18 protein-coding genes and 2 tRNA genes are annotated in these 16,651 nt (G+C 74.4%); 3 read left to right on the top strand and 17 right to left on the bottom strand.

What is annotated here, in order from left to right; translation table 11 throughout:
- Positions 1–4: 4 nt before the first annotated feature.
- The 11 genes from APR03_RS25400 to APR03_RS24325 all read right to left on the bottom strand — a co-directional run bounded on the left by APR03_RS25400 (position 5) and on the right by APR03_RS24325 (position 9,603).
- Positions 5–1,174 (bottom strand): four-carbon acid sugar kinase family protein, encoded by a 1,170-nt coding sequence (locus APR03_RS25400; RefSeq protein ID WP_253839931.1) that lies wholly within the window; start codon positions 1,172–1,174, stop codon positions 5–7.
- Positions 1,171–2,145, bottom strand: a complete 975-nt coding sequence (locus tag APR03_RS24370) for a 2-keto-3-deoxygluconate permease (protein ID WP_253839929.1) — start codon at positions 2,143–2,145, stop codon at positions 1,171–1,173. The genes APR03_RS25400 and APR03_RS24370 overlap by 4 nt, the downstream gene beginning before the upstream one ends.
- A 186-nt stretch (positions 2,146–2,331) precedes the next feature.
- Positions 2,332–3,672, bottom strand: coding sequence for a TIGR01777 family oxidoreductase (locus APR03_RS24365; RefSeq protein WP_253839927.1), 1,341 nt, complete (start codon positions 3,670–3,672; stop codon positions 2,332–2,334).
- Positions 3,669–4,538 (bottom strand): prenyltransferase, encoded by an 870-nt coding sequence (locus tag APR03_RS24360; protein WP_253839925.1) that lies wholly within the window; start codon positions 4,536–4,538, stop codon positions 3,669–3,671. Before APR03_RS24360 ends, APR03_RS24365 begins: the two co-directional genes overlap by 4 nt.
- Positions 4,528–4,842 (bottom strand): lycopene cyclase domain-containing protein, encoded by a 315-nt coding sequence (locus APR03_RS24355; RefSeq protein ID WP_253839924.1) that lies wholly within the window; start codon positions 4,840–4,842, stop codon positions 4,528–4,530. Before APR03_RS24355 ends, APR03_RS24360 begins: the two co-directional genes overlap by 11 nt.
- The gene (locus APR03_RS24350) at positions 4,839–5,165 is read right to left on the bottom strand and encodes a lycopene cyclase domain-containing protein (RefSeq protein WP_253839923.1); all 327 of its coding nucleotides are present in this window, start codon (positions 5,163–5,165) and stop codon (positions 4,839–4,841) included. The genes APR03_RS24355 and APR03_RS24350 overlap by 4 nt, the downstream gene beginning before the upstream one ends.
- A gap of 2 nt (positions 5,166–5,167) precedes the next feature.
- Positions 5,168–6,709 (bottom strand): phytoene desaturase family protein, encoded by a 1,542-nt coding sequence (gene crtI, locus APR03_RS24345; RefSeq protein WP_253839922.1) that lies wholly within the window; start codon positions 6,707–6,709, stop codon positions 5,168–5,170.
- Complete coding sequence (locus tag APR03_RS24340) at positions 6,706–7,590, bottom strand: phytoene/squalene synthase family protein (RefSeq protein WP_253839921.1); 885 nt, start codon at positions 7,588–7,590, stop codon at positions 6,706–6,708. The genes crtI and APR03_RS24340 overlap by 4 nt, the downstream gene beginning before the upstream one ends.
- Positions 7,587–8,630, bottom strand: a complete 1,044-nt coding sequence (locus APR03_RS24335) for a polyprenyl synthetase family protein (RefSeq protein ID WP_253839920.1) — start codon at positions 8,628–8,630, stop codon at positions 7,587–7,589. The genes APR03_RS24340 and APR03_RS24335 overlap by 4 nt, the downstream gene beginning before the upstream one ends.
- Positions 8,627–9,172, bottom strand: a complete 546-nt coding sequence (idi, locus tag APR03_RS24330) for an isopentenyl-diphosphate Delta-isomerase (protein WP_253839919.1) — start codon at positions 9,170–9,172, stop codon at positions 8,627–8,629. The genes APR03_RS24335 and idi overlap by 4 nt, the downstream gene beginning before the upstream one ends.
- A 53-nt stretch (positions 9,173–9,225) precedes the next feature.
- Positions 9,226–9,603 (bottom strand): VOC family protein, encoded by a 378-nt coding sequence (locus tag APR03_RS24325; RefSeq protein WP_253839918.1) that lies wholly within the window; start codon positions 9,601–9,603, stop codon positions 9,226–9,228.
- 89 nt (positions 9,604–9,692) lie between these two features.
- Here APR03_RS24325 and APR03_RS24320 point away from each other — a divergent pair, with 89 nt between their 5' ends.
- Positions 9,693–10,271 carry a DapH/DapD/GlmU-related protein gene (locus APR03_RS24320; RefSeq protein WP_253839917.1) on the top strand — a complete coding sequence of 193 codons (579 nt, stop codon included), beginning with the start codon at positions 9,693–9,695 and terminating at the stop codon, positions 10,269–10,271.
- Between the two features lie 34 nt (positions 10,272–10,305).
- Here the strand turns inward: APR03_RS24320 and APR03_RS24315 are convergent, their stop codons facing one another.
- The 3 genes from APR03_RS24315 to APR03_RS24305 all read right to left on the bottom strand — a co-directional run bounded on the left by APR03_RS24315 (position 10,306) and on the right by APR03_RS24305 (position 12,794).
- Positions 10,306–11,373 carry a BUD32 family EKC/KEOPS complex subunit gene (locus APR03_RS24315; RefSeq protein WP_253839916.1) on the bottom strand — a complete coding sequence of 356 codons (1,068 nt, stop codon included), beginning with the start codon at positions 11,371–11,373 and terminating at the stop codon, positions 10,306–10,308.
- Positions 11,374–11,416: 43 nt separating this feature from the next.
- Entirely contained in the window at positions 11,417–12,631 is a 1,215-nt protein-coding gene (locus APR03_RS24310) for an MFS transporter (RefSeq protein WP_253839915.1), read from the bottom strand.
- A 90-nt stretch (positions 12,632–12,721) separates the two neighbouring features.
- A tRNA-Asn gene (locus APR03_RS24305) sits at positions 12,722–12,794 on the bottom strand.
- Between the two features lie 165 nt (positions 12,795–12,959).
- On the opposite strand from APR03_RS24305, the gene APR03_RS24300 reads away from it, so the two are divergent.
- Positions 12,960–13,625, top strand: coding sequence for a GAP family protein (locus APR03_RS24300; protein ID WP_253839914.1), 666 nt, complete (start codon positions 12,960–12,962; stop codon positions 13,623–13,625).
- A gap of 2 nt (positions 13,626–13,627) precedes the next feature.
- Here the strand turns inward: APR03_RS24300 and APR03_RS24295 are convergent, their stop codons facing one another.
- Complete coding sequence (locus APR03_RS24295; protein WP_253839913.1) at positions 13,628–14,614, bottom strand: aldo/keto reductase; 987 nt, start codon at positions 14,612–14,614, stop codon at positions 13,628–13,630.
- Between the two features lie 10 nt (positions 14,615–14,624).
- A complete protein-coding gene (locus tag APR03_RS24290) occupies positions 14,625–15,182 on the bottom strand; it encodes a hypothetical protein (protein ID WP_253839912.1) in 558 nt (185 codons plus the stop codon).
- A 124-nt stretch (positions 15,183–15,306) separates the two neighbouring features.
- Here APR03_RS24290 and APR03_RS25395 point away from each other — a divergent pair, with 124 nt between their 5' ends.
- A complete protein-coding gene (locus tag APR03_RS25395) occupies positions 15,307–16,431 on the top strand; it encodes a M15 family metallopeptidase (protein WP_253839911.1) in 1,125 nt (374 codons plus the stop codon).
- 54 nt (positions 16,432–16,485) lie between these two features.
- Here the strand turns inward: APR03_RS25395 and APR03_RS24280 are convergent.
- A tRNA-Ile gene (locus APR03_RS24280) sits at positions 16,486–16,559 on the bottom strand.
- Positions 16,560–16,651 lie beyond the last annotated feature (92 nt).

The following is a 16,651-nucleotide window of genomic DNA, read 5'->3' as shown; positions in this document are numbered from 1 at the left end:
GGGTCTACCTCCTGGTGGGAACAGTACGACGTAGGTGGGCGAGGACGTCGACGACGGTCCGGTCGGTGCCGAAGCCGCCGGCCTTGGTCACGACGACGGTGCCGTCGGCCGGTCCGCCGACGAGCCGGCCCAGCGGCACGCCCTCGGCGACGGATCCGGTGACCCGCACGCTGCGGGCGCCGAGCCGGGCCAGGACGGCGCGTGCGCCGTCGCCGCCCAGGAGGACGAGGGCGTCGGGGCGGGTCCGCGCGACGACGTCGGCCACGGTGTCCGCGAGGGTGCTCGCCGCGCGCTCGGCCTGCTCCCGGCCGGTGGCGCCGGGTACGGGCGCCGGGGTGCGGGCGAGGGTGGTGCGCGCGTCCGGCCCGGCGCGCACCAGCTCGTCCACCTGCCGCAGCGAGACCTCGTGGAGCGAGCTGAGCACCACGACCACGCGCTCGGCCACGGCGTCGTCCGGCTCGGGTCGCTCGGTGGTGCCGCCCCAGCGCGGGGCGAGCGCCGCCGCGAGCCCGGCCGAGCCGACGGGCACGGCCAGCGGTCCGAGCAGCGCGAGCGCCTCGGCCAGGTGGTCCAGGTCCGCGTCGTCGACGGCGTCCACGACCACCACGTCGCTGTCGCGTCCGGCGTCGGCGAGGCGCACGGCGAGCTCCTTGGCGCCGTCCGCGCCGTCGATGCGGTCCGGGACGCGGACGGCGCCGGGCAGGAGCCGGGTCAGGTCGCTGTCGCGCACGGGTGTGACGGGGTCGCGCCCGGCCGCCGACTCCGCGACGGGCGTGCCGTCGACGCGGAGCACGCCGTCGCGCACGGTCCGGCCGAGCGCGGGGTAGCCCGGGCAGACGACGGCGAACGCCGCCGGGTGCTCGGTGCGCCAGGCGTCGAGCGCCCCGGCGACCTGTCCCGGCACGCTGCCGCGCATCGTCGAGTCGATCTTGAGGTAGAGCCGTCCGGCTCCGGCGTCGGCCAGCGTGCGGACGGCGGCCGCGGTGGCGTGTGCGGCGGCGGCGTCGTCCTGCGGGCGGGCGTCGGTGACGAGCGCGAGCGCGGCGCGCTCGCCCGCGGGCGGCTCGCTGCCGAGCACGAGGTGGCTGGGCCACCCGGCGCGAGCGAACTGCACCACGCAGTCGCCCGCGCCGGTGAGGTCGTCGGCGACGACGCCGACGGTGTCGCCGCTCACGCGGTACCGCGGGCCGGCGCCGGCTGCGGCTCGGCGTCCTCGGCCGGGGTGAGGCCGCCCTGCCGCTTGAGCACGAACGTGGCCAGGAGCGGCGCGAGGATCGCGCTGACCAGCACGGCGGAGGCGACCTGGGCCGTCGCGACCGCGACGTACGGCTCGAAGGTCGGGTCCACGCCGCCGATGATGGCCGGGGTGGCCACGGCGTTGCCCGCCGTGGTCGCGGCGGCGATCGCGATGCCGGACCGGGCGCCGCGGCGCAGGATGAGCCGGTAGCCCGACCAGGTCAGGGCGGCGGTCAGCAGCACGGCGACGATGCCGACCAGGATGCCGCTCGCGCCGCCGGTCACGACGTCGCGCAGGTCGATGCCGGTGCCGAGCGCGAACGCGAAGAACGGGATGACGATGTTCGGTACGGGGCGCATGACCTCGGTCCAGCGCGGGTCGAGGTTGCCGACCACGAAGCCCAGCACGAGCGGGACGACGGCGGCCAGGAACGCCGTCAGGGGGATGTCGGCCAGCCCGGACGCGCCGAGGAACAGCATCGAGATGAAGGGACCGTCGTTGAGCGCCGAGGCCATGTAGGCGCCCCGGTCGCGCTCGTCGCCGTACTTGCCGGTGAAGGCCAGCCAGAGGCCGCCGTTGCTGTTGTCGATGGTGGCCATGAGCGCCAGGATCGACACGCCGAGGAAGCCCTCGATGCCGAACAGGTGGCCCGCGAGCGCGACGAGCGCCGCCGGGACCAGGGACTTGGTGAGCAGCAGCGTGCCGGTCGTGGCCAGCACCGGGCCGGAGGTGCGGGCGGTGATCTGCATGCCCGTGGCGAAGATCAGCACCGCGATCAGGGGCAGGGCGGAATCCTTGAACAGGGCGGTCGTGAAGGAGCCCAGCTCCAGGAAGCCCGGGAAGAACGTGCCGACGACGGAGCCGAGCACGAGGGGCACGAGCATGAGCCCGCCCGGGATCCTGTTCATCCAGTCGTACAGGGGGACGGCTGACCTGGGTGAGTGCCCGGCATCCATGGCGAACCTCTCGTTCGGGGACTGCGCGACGACCGCGCATTTGTCATGACAAGAAAGTACGGACGAAGTTACGCCAGTGTGCGGGCACGGGCAAGCCCCGCCCGGGCGGTCCCGAGGCGGTGCGGGTGATGATCCAGGTCAGGAAGGTTCCGGGCGGCCCAGCAGATGACGCAGCGCGGGCTCCAGCATGGGGTGGCGGAACCGGTGGCCGGCCGCGAGCAGCGCCGCGGGGTAGACACGCTGGCTGGCGCGCGCGAGCTCGTCGGCGCCCTCCTGGCCCAGCAGCAGGCGCGGCCCGAGGTCCGGGACCGGCAGCAGGGCGGGCCGCCGCAGCACGCGGGCGAGGGTCGCGGCGTAGGCGTCGTTGCGCACGGGGTGGGGCGCGACGGCGGCCACGGGCCCCGACAGGGTCGGGTCGTAGAGCGCGCGGTGGTAGACGTCGACCAGGTCGTCGATGCCGATCCAGGACTGCCAGGCCCGCCCGGACCCGAGCCGCCCGCCGAGGCCGGCCGCGAACAGGGGCCGGAACAGGCGCAGCGTGCCGCCCCGCGGGGACTGCACGAGGCCGGTGCGCACGCTGACGACGCGCAGCCCGGCGTCCGCGGCGCGGGCGGCGGCAGCCTCCCAGTCGGCCACCACGTCGGCGAGGAAACCGTCTCCCCGGGGGCTGGCCTCGGTGAGCTCCTCGTCGCCGCGCTCGGGCCCGTAGAACCCGATCGCCGAGGCGCTCACGAACACCCGGGGCCCGTCCGGGGTGCGGCCGGCGAGCTCGGCGAGCGCCCGGGTGGGGCCGATCCGGGAGTCGCGGACGGCGGCCCGGTGGGCGGGCGTGAACCGGCCCGCGATCGGCTCACCCGCCAGGTGCACCACCGCGTCGACGCCGCGCAGCAGGTCCTCCGCGGGCGACCTCGGGTCCCAGCGGCGCTCGTCCGGTCCGTGCGGGGTGCCGCGCACGAGGCGGACCACGCGGTGGCCGGCCGTGGTCAGGAAGGGCGCCAGGGCGCTGCCCACCAGGCCGCGGCTGCCGGTCATCGCGACCACCAGGGGGCGGTCGCCCGCGGCCCGGGCCGTGGCCTGCGCGGCGAGGTCGAGGCAGAGCTGCCGGTGCCGGTAGGCGAACATCGGGCGGACCAGCGCCTCGGGCACGGTGGTGTCGAGCGTGTCGGTGACGCGGGTGCGCACGCCCTCGTCGAACAGCTCGTGGGTGTGGTGCCAGCGCACACCCCAGCGCAGGGGTGCGGAGACGAGCTCGTCCGCGAACCGCTCGGGCGGCTGCGCGCCGGTGTGCCGGGCCACCCAGCGCAGGCCGAGCGGGAAGCCGAGCACGGCGTCGCCGTGGTCGAGCGACGGCGACTCCCGCAGCACGCGCACCGGGAGCCAGGGCGGTGTGAGCCGCACGATCGCGCCGGGGCGCTCGTGCCAGGCGAACACCTCGGGCCGGGGGTGGCCCACCACGCCGGAGAAGGTCAGCCGGGTCATGCGAAGATCCCCTCGCGCATCGCGTGCAGGATGAGGATCAGCGTCACGGCCGTGCCCACCGCGTAGTTGACCCACAGGAAGTGCCGCCAGCCGCCGTTCGCGCGCGCCGAGTCCTCGTCGGACACCCGGGCGTAGGGCAGCGCGAGCGCCAGGTAGGGCAGCACGAGCAGGCCGGCGAACCCCTCCGGGGCGCCGAGGGTCGCGACCAGCACCCCCGCGGCGCACCAGGCCAGCAGCGCGAGGCGCACCGTGCGGGCCGCGCCGAGCGCCGTCGCCACCGACGCGATGCCCGCGGCACGGTCGGGCACCACGTCCTGCACCGCCCCGAAGGCGTGGCTCGCCATGCCCCACAGCAGGAACGCGCCGAGCACGGCCCAGGTGCGGGCGGACGGCGCGGCCTGGGCCAGCGCGAGCCCGTAGACCGCCGGGCTCACGAAGTGCACGCTGGAGGTCAGCGAGTCGAGCACCGGCACCTCCTTGAACCGGAACGGCGGCGCCGAGTAGGCCAGCACCGCGAACAGGCTCACGGCCAGCACCGCCCAGGACCACGGCGGGCCGAGCGCCACGAGGGCGACGACGAACGGCACGCACGCCACCAGCGACGCGACCAGCACGGTGCGGTGCCGGCGCGGCGGCAGCAGCGCGCCCTCCACGCCGCCCTTGCGGGGGTTGGCCAGGTCGGACGCGTAGTCGAAGACGTCGTTCACGCCGTACAGCGCGAGGTTGTACGGCACGAGGAAGAACACCGTACCGACCACGAGGGTGACGTCGACCCGCCCCGTCGTCAGCAGGTACGCCGCGGCGAACGGGTAGGCCGTGTTGATCCAGCTCAGCGGGCGTGAGGCACGCGCGAGGTCAGCGAGCACGCTCACCCCCGAGCAGCGACCAGAGCGCGGGCAGCAGCAGCACCGCGGCCAGCGGGTAGGAGAAGTCCTCGACGGGGGCCAGGCCGACGCGCAGGCCCGACACGTGCGCGTCGGCGTAGGAGAACAGGCCGGCGGCGATCATCACGTTGTCGAACACGGCGGTCAGCACCAGCAGCGCACCCGTGGCGAGCGCGAGCGCCCGCCACCCGACGGCGGGGGCCGCGCCCCGGCGGGTGGCCGCGACGGCCACGGCGACAGCGGCCGCCACGGCGAGGAACACCGCGGCGAGCAGCAGGTAGGTCATCGGACACGCTCCGTCCGGGTCAGCAGGCGCTGGGCGCCCAGGGCGAGCACCATCGTCAGCTCGCACAGGAACAGCAGGAACACGAGCTCCTCCAGGGGCAGCTCCGGGGCCAGCATGACGCCCGTCTGGTACGGCCCCGTACCGTGCAGGAACACGCCCAGCGCGATCCCGGTCAGGTCCCACGCCAGGAAGAAGGCGGTGCCCAGGGCCAGCACCACGGCCGCGCGGGCAGGGGAGTGCCAGCAGAACAGGCGGAACCGGCGGTCCACGGCCAGCACGCAGACCGCCGACACCAGCAGCACCGCGAGATAGACGACGCTCACGCTCACGAGGCCTCCCGCAGCGGGCCCGCGCTCACGTCGCCACGCAGCCGCTTGACCACCAGCTCGGCGCTGATCAGGCACATCGGCAACCCGATACCCGGGATCGTCGTCGCCCCCGCGTACAGCAGACCCGCCACGCGCGAGGACGCGTTCGGACCCCGGAACATCGCGCTCTGCCGCAGCGTGTGCCCCGGGCCGAGCGCGCCACCACGGAACGCCCCGAAGTCACGCTCGAAGTCGGCCGGGCCGATCGTGCGCCGCAGCACCACGCGCTCGGCGAGGTCCGGCGTGCCCGTCCAGGCCGCGATCTGGTCGATCGCCTGGTCGACGACACGCTCCACGCCCGCGTCCCCCGACCCGTTCAGGCCACCCGAGCCGATCCCGGTGTCCGCCGGGGCGGGCACCAGCACGAACAGGTTCTCGTGCCCCGGCGGCGCGACGTCGTCCGTCGCGCTCGGGCGGCACACGTACAGCGACGCCGGCGACGGCACCGTCGGCTCGTCGCCGAAGATCGCCTCGAACCCCTCCTGCCAGTCGCGGGCGAACAGCAGCGTGTGGTGCGCCAGCGCGGGCAGCTCGCCCCGCACCCCGAGCAGCGCCAGCACCGCCCCCGGGCCCGGGTCGCGTCGCCGCCACCAGCGCTCGCTGCGGCTGCGGTGGGCGGGGCCGAGCAGCTGCTGCTCGGTGACGTGCAGGTCGGCGGTCGACACGACGACGTCGGCCGCCAGGTGGTACGTCCCGCCCGTCGCGTCGGTGACGTCCACACCGGTGGCGGCGCCGTCGGCCACCGTGATCCGCCGCACCCGCTGCCCCGTGAGCAGCTTGGCGCCCTCGCGCTCCGCGAGGCGCGCCACGGCGTCGATCACCGCGCCGAACCCGCCGCGCGGGTACAGCACACCCTGCGTCACGTCGAGATGGCTCATCAGGTGGTACATGCTGGGCGCCGCGCTCGGCGACGTGCCCAGGAACACCGCCGGGTAGCCCAGCACACGGCGCACCCGGTCGTCCGTGGTGTGCCGCCCGATGAAGTGGTCCAGCGACTCCGCGAGCAGCCGCGCCAGGCGCGGCGCCCGGCCCACCACGTCCCGGTCGAGCAGCGGCCGCAGCGACGCGTACGTCGCGTACAGGAACCGCTCGGTCGCGATGCGGTACGTCTCGCCCGCCGAGTCGAGATAGGCCCCCAGCCGCGGCGCCGACGCCGGGTCGAGCGCCAGCAGCGCCTCGCGCGCGCCGTCCGCGGGCAGGTCGAACGGCTCGCCGTCGCCCTCGAAGAAGACGCGGTAGGACGGGTCCAGGCGCACCAGGTCCAGCTCGTCCCGCGCCGTCGTGCCCAGCAGCGCGAAGAAGTGCTCGAAGACCTCCGGCATGAGGTACCACGACGGCCCCGTGTCGAACCGGAAACCGTTCCGCTCCCACCGGCCCGCCCGGCCGCCGAGCTCGTCCCGCGCCTCCAGCAACGTCACCGAGTCGCCCTCCCGCGCCAGCAGGGCCGCGGTCGCCAGACCCGAGATGCCGCCACCCACGACGACCACCCGGCGGCTCACGCGCGCACCCCCCGCGGGGCGCCGGCCAGCGCCGTCGCCACGATCCGCAGCTTGACCGCCGTCGGCACCGAGACCCGCTGCGCGCGCAACCGCTCCGCGGGCGTCCGCCGCAGCCGCTCGTTCAGCGCACCGAACAGGCCCGCGGCGAGCGCCGTCGCCCGCCGCGGTCCCGGGGGCAGCAGCGGCAGGACGGCGCGCGCCGCTGCGAGGTCGGCGTCGATCTCGGCCACCACGTCCGCCTTGCACCGCTCGTCGAACCCGCCCGGCCGCGCGCCCGGGAAGTACGTACGGCCCAGCCGGCTCTCGTCGTCACCCAGGTCCCGCAGGAAGTTGATCTTCTGGAAGGCGGCACCGAGCCGCCGGGCGCCCTCCTCGAGGCGCTCGCGGTCGGCGGCTGCCACGACGGTGCCGTGCAGGAACGCCTTGAGGCACATGAGGCCCACGACCTCGGCCGAGCCGTGCACGTAGGCGCGGTACTCGCCGTCGGTGAGCCCGGTCAGGGGTTCGAGGTCGCGGCGCATCGAGGCGAAGAAGGGCCGCACCAGGGTCTCGTCGATGCCGACGGTCCGGGCGGTGGCGGCGAAGGCGTGCACCACGATGTTGGCGCTGAACCCGCACCGCAGGGCCGCGTAGGTCTCGGTCTCGAGCGCGTCGAGGGCGCCGCGGCAGTCGGCCACGGCGAGCCCGGCCTCCTGCGCGGGGCCGTCGACCACCTCGTCGGCCACCCGGACCAGGGCGTAGACGTCCTTGATCATGCCCCGGGCGGTGGGCGGCAGCAGGCGGGTGGCCAGGCTGAACGACGTCGAGTACGCGGTCAGCACGTGGGCGGACGCGGTGTGGGCCGTGTCCGAGTAGAGGGCGAGCGACGACGACGGCCTCATGACTCACGCTCCGTGAGCCGGCGGGCCAGGTCCGTGAGGTGCGCGCGGAGCGCCGGGGGCAGGGTGGTCCGCTCGATGAGGGCGCTGACCTCGCGCCGCCGGGTGCCGATGGTCTCCACCATGGCGTCCAGGGCACCGCTCGCGACGAGGGCGGCCCGCAGGGCTCCGGCGTCGTCGTCGTCGAGGTCGGGGGCGCCCCACAGGTGGCGGACGGCGGTCCACGCCGGGTGGCCCTCCGCGAAGGCGACGAGCAGGGTCCGCTTGCCCTCGCGCAGGTCGCCGGTGGTGCTCTTGCCGGTGCGGGCGGGGTCGCCGAAGACGCCGAGCACGTCGTCCCGGAGCTGGTACAGGACGCCCAGCGCCGTGCCGACCCGTTCGAGGTCGGCGGCGGCGTCGGGGCCCGCGCCCGCGAGCGCCGCGCCGGCGCGCAGCGGGGCGGCGAACGAGTAGCCGCCCGTCTTGTCCTCCATCATGCGCAGCAGCCGTTCGGGTGACGCGGGGGCGGTGCCCAGCCCGAAGGCGACGTCGGCGTGCTCGCCGGCCGCCGCGCGGTACAGGCACTCGTCGACGAGCTCGACGAGCTGGCCGTGCGCGTCGCTGCGGACCCGGGCGAGCAGCGTGTACGTGGCGCTGAGCAGCAGGTCGCCGCCGAGCACGCCGGAGGCCTCGCCCCAGGCGGTGGCCGCGCGCCGCGGCAGGCCCGCCGCCCGGGCGTCCTGGGCGAACTCGCCGGTGAGGTTGGGGCGGCCGCGCCGGCTGAGGTCGCGGTCGATCACGTCGTCGTGCAGCAGGAGGGCCGTGTGCAGCAGCTCGAACGCGGCCGCGGCGAGGGTGGCGTCCTCGGGGTGGGGGTCGCCGAACGCGCGGTGCGCGTCGAGCAGCAGGCGGGGTCGCAGGCGTTTGCCGCCCTCGATGGACCGCGCGAGGCGCCGCCAGAGCAGCGCGTAGTGGTCCGCGGACGCCGCGGCGCGCCGGATCCTGTCCTCGAACAGCTCGGACAGGACGACGTCGACGGCGTCGCGGGCAAGTGTCTCGGTCATCGGGGCGCCTCCTCGCGTGCCGATGCGTACAGGGGCATCTGGGGTGCCTGCTCCACGAACCAGGGCGAGAAGGCCCAGGGCGTGGCGCGCAGGGCGCGGCCGAGGTCGGCGGGGTCCGCCCAGCGGACGTCCATGACCTCGTCCGGGTTGGGCCGTGGCTCGTGGTCGGTGACCGCGAGGTAGACGGGGCACACCTCGTTCTCCACGATGCCGGAGGCGTCGGTGGCCCGGTACCGGAAGTCCGGCAGCACGACCCGGACCTCGCGGACGGTCAGGCCGAGCTCGTCCTGCGCGCGCCGGTCGATGGCCTGCTCGAACGGCTCGTCGGGCTGCGGGTGTCCGCAGAACGAGTTGGTCCAGACCCCCGGCCAGGTGAGCTTGCCCAGGGCGCGCCGGGTGACCAGCACGCGGCCGGCGGCGTCGAGCACGTGGCACGAGAAGGCCAGGTGCAGGGGTGTATGGGCGGAGTGCACGAGGTGCTTGGGCTCCGCCCCGATGGGATTGCGGTCCTCGTCCAGCAGGACGGCCCGTTCGGTGACCACGTGTTCTCCTCTGTCGATTTACTAGCCAGGCTATATTCAAGCACAGGAAGTTACTAGAGTGGTTCGAGGCGGCGGCGCAGCAGGCAGAACTCGTTGCCCTCGGGGTCGGCCAGCACGTGCCAGGACTCCTTGCCCGTCTGGCCGACGTCCACCGGGCGCGCCCCGAGCGCCAGGAGCCGGTCGAGCTCGGCGTCCTGGTCGCGGTCGACGGCGTTCACGTCGATGTGCAGCCGCAGCAGGCCGCTGCGCGGCAGGTCGTCGCGGCTCAGGACCAGCGTCGGCTGCGCGCCACCGAACCCCTCGCGCGGCCCGATCTCGATGTCGTCGCCCTCGCGACCGAGCTCGGTGTAGTCCAGGACCTCGCACCAGAACCGCGCCAGCGTCTCGGGGTCGCGGCACTTGAGGATGAGCTCGCTGATCCGGCTCGCCATCTCGACCTGCTCTCGGTGGTGCCGAGCGGGTCTCCGTCGACCCGCGGGGGACCTCTGCGACGTTACCGAGGGTGTGGCACAGTCGCCCGGTGACCGACGACCGCTACCTGCGCATTCATGACCCGGAGCTCCTGGCGAACGGCGAGCGCGTGCTCGGGCCCGAGTTCCGCGCGATGCACGAGCGCGTGCTCCGCGTGACGGAGCTGACCTCGCGCCTCAACGTCCTGCCGTTCGACGACGAGGCAGGAAAGGCCGCCCTGTTCGAGCAGATCCTCGGTCGGCCCCTGCCGGCGGGCGTCACCATCTACCCACCCTTCTACACCGACCACGGCCTGCGGCTGGAACTGGCCGAACGGGTCTTCGTCAATCAGGGATGCACGTTCCTCGACCACGCGGGCATCCGGCTGGGCCGCGGTGTCATGGTGGGTCCGAGGGCCACATTCGTCACGACGGGCCACCCGGTCGACCCCGAGGAGCGCAGGCACTACCTCACGGGTGCGCCGATCGACGTCGGCGAGAACGCCTGGATCGGCGCGGGAGCCACGATCCTGCCCGGCGTCAGCATCGGTCGCGACGCCGTCGTCGCAGCAGGGGCGGTCGTGGCGGACGACGTGCCGCCCGCGAGCCTGGTCGCCGGGCCCAAGGCGACGGTGCTACGCCGCTGGTGACGTCACCGGCGTCGCGCGCGGGGCCGGGCCGGGGTCAGGCCGGGCGGGTGGCGAGCCGGCGAATCGCCCCGGCCGGGTACGGCGTGGTCCGCGACTCCCGCTGGAACCGGCGGTAGAAGTCGCCCGTGGCCGCGGCGACCAGGGCGTGGCGGAGCAGGAGGTCCGCGACACCGGCCGGCACGCCCGCCGGTGAGACGCCCTGGGCGCACTTCTGCACGAACTCGCGGCGCGCCTCCGGGTCGTACCCGCGCAGGGCGACCGTCAGCCAGGTGACCAGGTGCGTGGCCGCGTAGGCGCGGTCGTAGTCCCGGTGCTCGTCGAGGAACCTCACCTCGTCCGGCGCGAGCTCGAAGCGGTCGGAGACCGCGAGGCCGTAGTCCGCGAGGTAGAGCCGGGAGCCGTCCGTGAGGATGTTCTCGAAGTGCGCGTCGAGGTGCAGCAGGCCGCGGGCGTTCATGGCGTCGATGCCCGCACCGAGCTCGGCGTCCACCATGGCGCAGGCGCTCTCGGCTTTCCCGGCCTCGACCTGCCGCCACAACCAGTCGTGCAGGGTGTGCGGGATGTACTCGAGGAACAGCACGAGGCTCGCCGAGGATCGCTCGACCGCCTCGATCCGCCGGCGGACCGCCTCCCCGCCGCCCCAGTACGCGACGGCACGGTCCACGTCGGCCAGCTCCTCGGGCAGGGGGTGACCCGCGTCGGGCAGGACGCGCCAGTGGTAGGTCAGCGGGAAGCCCTCGTGGTCGCCCGCGAGCACCCAGTCCGTGGTCATGGTGTGCACCGCCAGCTCCCGCCAGGCGCCGAACCCCGGCCCGCCGATGAGCCCGACGCCGTAGTGGCAGAACATGGGCAGCCCGAACAGGTTGGCCGTCGAGAGCCAGTTCTCCGGCCGCCGCTCAAGATCGGTGAGGCGCACCTGCTTGACGAAGACGGCCGTGCCCCCGACGTCGAGCAGGCGAGTGGCCCCGCCGATGCCGGCGCCGAGGGGCGCACCCGTGGCCAGCAGCTCCTGCAGGGCGTCGTCGCTGTACCCACCGAGCGCCGTGGAGACGGCGCCGTGGGCGGCCACGCGGGCACCGTGGGACATGTCGGGGCTCTGCACTGCTGTCTCCTGACGTGGTGGGATCTGCAGCATGCCTGAGGCCCTAGCGATCGAGCTCGTCCTCGACGAACGCAGGCCTCGCCAGGGTGATCGCCGGCACGGTAGCCACGAGGGCGACCGCGACCAGGAACAGCAGCGGCGAGGTCCACCCGCCGGTCACGTCGTGCAGCAGCCCGACGAGCAGCGGACCGAGCGCGCCGAGCGCGTACGCAACGCCCTGGGCGAAGCCGCTGAGCGAGACCGTGCCGCCGGGGGTGCGCGTGCGCGAGTTGATGAGCACGAGGCTGGCGGGGAACAGGATCGACCCCGAGCCGATGAGCAGGACCCACAGCAGGGTGAGCGGTTCGGGGGCGAGCAGCAGCCCGAGGTAGCCGAGCACGAAGCTCGCGATACCGACGGCGATCAGCCCCCCGACGTTGCGCAACCGCTCGGCGAGCAGGGGTGCGACGAGGGCGCCGGGCACGCTGATGAGACCGGTCACCGCGAGCAGCACCCCGGCCTCGGTCGGCGTCGATCCTGCGACGTCGCCGAGGATCTCGGGCAGCCAGGCGAAGACCGCGTAGGTGCAGATCGTGCTGGTCGAGAACACGGCGGTGATCGACAACGCCGCGCGGGACCGCCACAGGCGCGTGGCGCGGGCAGGCCGTGGTGGCTCGACGGCGTCGGCGAGCCGTCGGCGGCGCTCCCGCGCGATGACCAGGAGCCACGGGACGAGCGCGACGACCGAGGTCACGGACCAGATCCCGAGCGAGAACCGCCAGCCGACCTGCTCGGCCAGCGGCGCCGCGAGGGCGGCCGGCACGGCGGTGCTCACACCGACGATGCAGGAGTACACCGCGGTCAGCAGAGCGATCCTGTCCGGGAAGTAGCGCCGGACGATGGACGGCAGCAGTACGTTGCCGATGCCCGTGCCGGCGAACGCGACGACGCTGCCGACGAGCAGCACGACGACTCCCGGCGCGAACGAGCGAACGAGGTGACCGGCGGTCATGAGCACCAGTGCGAGCACGATGCCGCCGTCGAGACCGGTGCCGCGGGCGATGCGCGGCGCAACGAACCCGGATGTCGCGAACAGGATGGGTGGCAAGGTACCGAGCAACCCGACGCCGATGTTCGAGATGGGGATGTCCGTGCGGATGGCATCAAGGATCGGCGAAATGGCCGCAACAGCCTGGCGGAGGGTGAAGGCGACGAGAACGATGCCGAGCAGCGCGGCCGTGCGCCCAGCCCAGATCGGAAGGTGCAGACCGTCGGGCATCCGGCGACTCTAGTGCAGGCACACCTGCGCTGAGCACACAGCAAGGCCCTGAACTCCCAGGTGGACTGGGTGTTCAGGGCCTCATTCCGGCTCCCGCGGTTGGACTTGAACCAACGACCGTCCGATTAACAGTCGGATGCTCTGCCAGCTGAGCTACGCGGGATCGCGTTCGCCCGTCCCGTGCACCGGGTGGGCGACCGGTGAAAACTCTAACAGGTTCTGGCGGGTTGTCCTGACGCTTATGCGAGGTCAGCCGCAGCGGCGTCGATCACACCCGCGAACGGCTCCCGCCGGGTGCGCCGGGCCGCCTGCTGCGATGATCGGCAGCATGACCGACGTCGTCGGCGACCTGCTCCCGTACGCCGTGGGCGTCGCGCTCAGCCCGGTGCCGCTGATCGCGGTCTTCCTGCTGCTGGGCGCACCCGCAGGGCGCGCGGCCGGCGCGCTGTTCGTGCTGGCGCGGGTGGTCACGCTCGCCGTGGTGGTGGTGCTCGCCGCCGCGCTGGCCGACCTGCTGCCGGAGTCGCGCGGGCCGTCGCTCGCCGGGGCGGTGCTGCGCATCCTGCTGGGTGCCGCGCTCATGGTCTGGGCCGTGGTGCAGGTGGTCCGGCCGGACGGAGCGCGGGCGGACAGCGACAAGCCGGGGTGGATGGCGTCCATGGGCAAGGCATCGCCCGCGGGCGCCGCCCGGATCGGGGTTCTCCTGTCCGCCGCCAACCTCAAGGAGCTGGCGCTCGGGCTCGGCGCGGGCCTCACCGTGGCGAGCGAGGACCTCGCGCCCGGCGCCGTCGTGGGGGTCGCCGTCGCCTACGCGGTGCTGGCCTGCCTGGGCACGATCGTCGCCGTGGCCGCGTTCTGGCTCGCGGAGGACCGGGTCAGCCGCCCCCTGGACCGGGCGCGGGTCTGGCTCGTGCGCAACAGCGCCGTGCTCGTCGCGATCGTGCTGCTCGTGATCGGCGCCGTGCTGGCCGGGGGCGGCGTCCGCGACCTGTGAGCTCAGCGCCCCACGAGCCCCATCCCGTGCTCGTTGTAGCGGGCGCCCTGGACACCCACCCGCGCGGCGAGGCCGTTCAGGTCGGCGACGTCGTCCGCGGAGAGCGCGACCGCCGTCGACCCGAGGTTCTCCTCGACGCGCTCGAGGCGACGCGTGCCCGGGATCGGCACGATCCACGGTCGCTGCGCCAGCGGCCACGCGAGCGCCACCTGTCCCGGCGTCGCACCCTGCCGCTCGGCGAGGGCGCGCACGTGGTCCACGAGTGCCTGGTTGGCGGCGCGGTTCTGGGCCTCGAACCGGGGCATGGTGGCGCGCAGGTCGCCGTCGGCGAACGTCGCCGACGCGTCGAGCGCACCGGTCAGGAAGCCGCGCCCCAGCGGGCTGAACGGCACGAACCCGATGCCGAGCTCCGCGAGCGTGGGCAGCACCTCGGGTTCGGGGTCGCGCGTCCACAGCGAGTACTCGCTCTGCACGGCCGTGACGGGGTGCACCGCGTGGGCACGGCGGATGGTCTCGGCGCCCGCCTCCGAGAGGCCGAGGTGGCGTACCTTCCCGGCCTCCACGAGCTCCTTCACGGCGCCGGCGACGTCCTCGACGGGCACCTCCGGGTCCACGCGGTGCTGGTAGAACAGGTCGATGACGTCGGTGCGCAGCCGGCGCAGGGCGGCGTCGGCCACCTCGCGGATGTGCTCCGGCCGGCTGTCCAGGCCCACGGACGTGCCGCCCTCGATGCGCCAGCCGAACTTGGTGGCGATCACCACCTGGTCGCGCACCGGCTCCAGGGCCTCGCCCACGAGCTCCTCGTTGACGTACGGGCCGTAGACCTCCGCAGTGTCGACGAGCGTGACCCCGCGCTCGACCGCGCCCCGCAGCACCGCGATCATCTCCTCGCGCGTGCCGGGGTTGGGGCCGTAGCCCTGGGACATGCCCATGGCGCCGAGCCCGACGGCAGAGACCTCGAGACCCTGGCCGAGCGTACGAGTGTGCATGGCAGCCTCCTCAGGGCAGACCGGCCGCGTTGCGCACCCGCGCCTCGGCGGCGTCGACGGCGTTCGCGACCTCGGGGTCGGTGAGGTCGACGTCGCTGCCGCCGATCACCTGGGAGAAGAGCTCGCCGTCCACCCGGCGCCGCACGGCGACGCGCGCGGACCGGCCGCCGGGCAGCCGCACGGGCTCGGCGAGCACCACGGACCACTGCACACGCTCGCGCAGCACCTGCGGCAGCGCGGAGCGGCGCCCGTCGAGCATCAGCGGCGTCGGCTCGTCGCCGTCGACCCAGTGCACGCGCACCACGTTGGACTCGGTGTCGTAGGTCGCGCGGTCCACGTCGGCCCACTCCCGCTGCACGACGACGGACGGCGCGCCTCGCGACTCCACCTCGCCTCGGGCGGCGGCCGCCTCGGGCGCGGACACCAGGAGCAGCTCCGCGCGCGTCGCGAACGCCCAGGCCTCACCCGAGGACGAGACCAGCGGTGCCTGGGCCAGCACCGTGTCCGTGCGGTGCGCGCGAACGGTGCGCCGGACGGCCGTCGTCGGCCGCTGCGAGAAGAAACCCATGGCCCCCACGGTAGCGGCCGCGCCGGAGCCCGGCCGCGCCGGGGCCGGGCCCGCCCGAAAGGTGCCAGAGTTCACCCTCTGGCGGCTCGGCGCCGGGGGGCTCGGTGCCGTAGGTTCTGGCCGTGTGACCTCGACTGAGACCGCTCCGCCCGTCGGCCCCTCCGCACCAGGAACAGGCAGCACGGCCCGGGAGCGGCGCGAGGCCAAGGCCCGCCGCCGGCGCACGGTGCGGCTGAGCGTGGCGGTCACGGTCGTGGCCGTCCTGACGCTCGGCGGGGGAGCGTCCGCCTGGTACGTCCTGTCCTCCGCCGACGACCTCGCCGACCAGACCGCGGCGGCCAGGCAGCTGCTGACGGCGTCCGACGGCAAGGTGGAGGACTCGTCCACCCGTGTGGCGCTCACGGCGCAGATCGACGCCGCCGACGCGTTCCTGGCCGAACCGCTCCTGACCCGTGTGCTCACCGGGAACGAGGAGACGGCGGAGGCGCTGACGGCGGCCACCGACGACGTGCGCACCGCGATGGTGGAGTTCGCGCGCACGCAGGTGGAGCAGGCCCGCGCGGGGCTCGGTGCGGCCGAGGCACGTGCGCTCAAGTACTACGAGGCCACGGAGGGCCTGGGCGCCGACGAGGGGGTCCGCGCGCGGCTGCAGGGCGCCATCGACTCGACCGCGAACGCCGGCACGGCGGCCGACCAGAGCCTGGCCGGCACGGACCTCGCCGCGCTGGAGCGGGCCGCACGCGACCTGAGCACGAGCCGTTCGGTGATCACGCTGGCGACCGACACGCTCGCGGAGGCGCAGGACGCGGTCACATGCCCCGAGGACGACCAGACCTGGCACCCGGACAGCGGCAAGGTGCCCGAGTCCGACCTGGCCCCGATCCCGTGGGACCCCGGGTTCCGCATCCGTGCGGACGTCCTCGAGAGCTTCGTCGCGCTCGACGCCGCCTACCAGGCCGAGTTCGGCGTGCACCTCACCATCAACTCGGCCTACCGCACGTACGAGGAGCAGACGGAGCTGTACGACCCGTCGTCGCCGATCGCCGCGGCCCCCGGCTGCTCGAACCACGGCCTCGGCCTGGCCGTCGACATCGGCGGCGGCGTGCAGACCTTCGACACCCCGCAGTACACCTGGCTCAAGCAGAACGCGGGCGCGCACGGCTGGACGCACCCGGACTTCGCCGAGCCGGACGGCCGCGTGCCCGAGCCGTGGCACTGGGAGTCGGAGCTCGCCCGCCCGGAGTCCTGACCGGGGCCGTGACAGCGCGGAGGCCCGGAATCCAGCGGATTCCGGGCCTTCGTGTGCCCCGTGCAGGACTTGAACCCGCGACCGAGAGATTATGAGTCTCCTGCTCTGACCAGCTGAGCTAACGGGGCCCGCGGCAGCGCGCCGCTGGAGGATCTTACTGCGTGCGCGGGCCGATCCCCGTGCGTGACGGGGACGCGCCGGTCGGGAGTCGCTGGAGGTT

The organism is Promicromonospora thailandica (assembly GCF_024171955.1).
In the GTDB taxonomy this organism is placed as follows: Bacteria; Actinomycetota; Actinomycetes; order Actinomycetales; family Cellulomonadaceae; genus Promicromonospora; species Promicromonospora thailandica.
The sequence above is the reverse complement of the archived record's forward strand: the minus strand, read 5'-3'. Positions and strand labels throughout refer to the sequence as shown.

Bases quoted from the DNA above. Each gene is read 5' to 3' on its own strand.
- APR03_RS24370 (WP_253839929.1), bottom strand. From the start codon at position 2,145: ATGAACAGGATCCCGGGCGGGCTCATGCTCGTGCCCCTCGTGCTCGGC.
- APR03_RS24365 (WP_253839927.1), bottom strand. From the start codon at position 3,672: ATGACCCGGCTGACCTTCTCCGGCGTGGTGGGCCACCCCCGGCCCGAG.
- APR03_RS24355 (WP_253839924.1), bottom strand. From the start codon at position 4,842: ATGACCTACCTGCTGCTCGCCGCGGTGTTCCTCGCCGTGGCGGCCGCT.
- APR03_RS24340 (WP_253839921.1), bottom strand. From the start codon at position 7,590: ATGAGGCCGTCGTCGTCGCTCGCCCTCTACTCGGACACGGCCCACACC.
- APR03_RS24335 (WP_253839920.1), bottom strand. From the start codon at position 8,630: ATGACCGAGACACTTGCCCGCGACGCCGTCGACGTCGTCCTGTCCGAG.
- APR03_RS24325 (WP_253839918.1), bottom strand. From the start codon at position 9,603: ATGGCGAGCCGGATCAGCGAGCTCATCCTCAAGTGCCGCGACCCCGAG.
- APR03_RS24310 (WP_253839915.1), bottom strand. From the start codon at position 12,631: ATGCCCGACGGTCTGCACCTTCCGATCTGGGCTGGGCGCACGGCCGCG.
- APR03_RS24300 (WP_253839914.1), top strand. From the start codon at position 12,960: ATGACCGACGTCGTCGGCGACCTGCTCCCGTACGCCGTGGGCGTCGCG.
- APR03_RS24295 (WP_253839913.1), bottom strand. From the start codon at position 14,614: ATGCACACTCGTACGCTCGGCCAGGGTCTCGAGGTCTCTGCCGTCGGG.
- APR03_RS24290 (WP_253839912.1), bottom strand. From the start codon at position 15,182: ATGGGTTTCTTCTCGCAGCGGCCGACGACGGCCGTCCGGCGCACCGTT.